This is a genomic window from Ancylomarina sp. (genome assembly GCF_041555295.1).
In the GTDB taxonomy this organism is placed as follows: domain Bacteria; phylum Bacteroidota; class Bacteroidia; order Bacteroidales; family Marinifilaceae; genus Ancylomarina.
In genome coordinates this window covers 1-1,530 of record NZ_JBFFKR010000477.1, presented here as the reverse complement: position 1 = coordinate 1,530, position 1,530 = coordinate 1, and the positions used below count along the sequence as shown (strand labels likewise).

Below are 1,530 nucleotides of genomic sequence, written 5' to 3'. Positions count from 1 at the left end.
GATCCAATCATTCTATTAAACAAGCATACAATCCTTTTCGGATTAAGCCTGACGAGCTTACAACTAAATAAGAATTAGATAAAAGAGTGATTGGACCAACGTCCAATCACTCTATCTAAAAGCCAAACAGCCTTTTCGGATTATTTCCGAACGACCTTAAACAAAAACAAATGTTTCGATTTAAATTTTTATCTCTCTTACTCATTAGTCTGATAGCCTTAAGCAGTTCTACTCATGCGCAATCAAACCCTTCGGCATTAGCAAAAAAGTATCAAAGTTTGGTAAGCAAAGCTGATATCAGTGACAACGGATTTATCAATGTTCACATGAATGATGATAAGCTGTGGCTGGAGATTCCCGATAGTATTATGGGAAGAGATTTGTTAATTGGCAGCAGGGTAGAAGAAATTAGTTCGACTAAAAGTGCTGTGGCAGGACAAATGATGCACAATCCGATGATGGTTCGATTTAGCCAGGATAAAAAGACGGTGTACTTGCATTTAATCGACACAAAAAATCAGATGGATCAAAATGATCCTATAAGCATTTCGTTTAATCGAAACAACATGCAAACAATAATGCATGCCTTTAAAATTGAAGCGAGAAACCTGAAAAATAAGGCATCAGTCATTGAGGTTTCAAAATTATTCAATTCCCAAATCGATATCATCTCACCATTTGGCGGTGCCGGCCGCGGTAAGTCAATACCCGAAGCCACAAAAACAATTAGCGCAAGAGCTTATTCGGGTAATGTTGAAATTGTAACCCAAATGGGATTTACGGGAAAGCGAGATCAGTTTATGTGCTCCCTGCACCGATCAATCGTATTACTTCCCAAAACACCCATGCAGCCTCGTTTGGCCAGTAAAAAAATTGGTTATTACGATGAACCAAAAAAAGAATTATCATCGGAATATATGGATGTGAAATCATATGCATATGTCAAAAGATGGAGACTAGAAGCTAAAAAAGAAGATATTGAACGCCATAAGAAGGGCGAATTGGTTGAACCCGCAAAACCAATTGTTTTTTACGTAGACAATTCGATTCCTGAAAAATGGAAATCATATATAAAAGCCGGAATTGAAGACTGGCAGAAAGCATTCGAAGCCATTGGCTTTAAAAATGCAATCGTAGCAAAGGATTATCCTCTTAAGGACAGCACCTTTTATGCCAATGACTTTACAAACTCTTGTTTCAGATATGTAACAACTGAAAAGGCAAATGCAATGGGACTCCATTGGATTGATCCCCGTTCGGGAGAAATACTTCAAGGTGATGTCTTGTTTTATCACAATGTGATTAAGAAATTGTATCAATGGCGATTTGCCCAAACGGCTGCTGTCGACCCTGCAATTCGTGGAGAAGCCAATGAGGTTGACGAAAAAGTTATGGGTGAACTGATTCGTTATGCGGCAGCACACGAAATTGGTCATACCTTAGGCCTGAAACACAACTACAGAGCATCCTATGCTTTTCCTGTAGACTCTTTGCGCTCACCTACTTTCACAAAAAAATATGGAACGGCTG

General features: G+C 38.8%; 1 protein-coding gene. It reads left to right on the top strand.

The features are described 5' to 3' along the window. Positions 1 to 170: 170 nt before the first annotated feature. The coding region (locus tag ABY905_RS17235; RefSeq protein WP_372646131.1) for a DUF5117 domain-containing protein at positions 171 to 1,530 on the top strand (1,360 nt) is incomplete at its 3' end.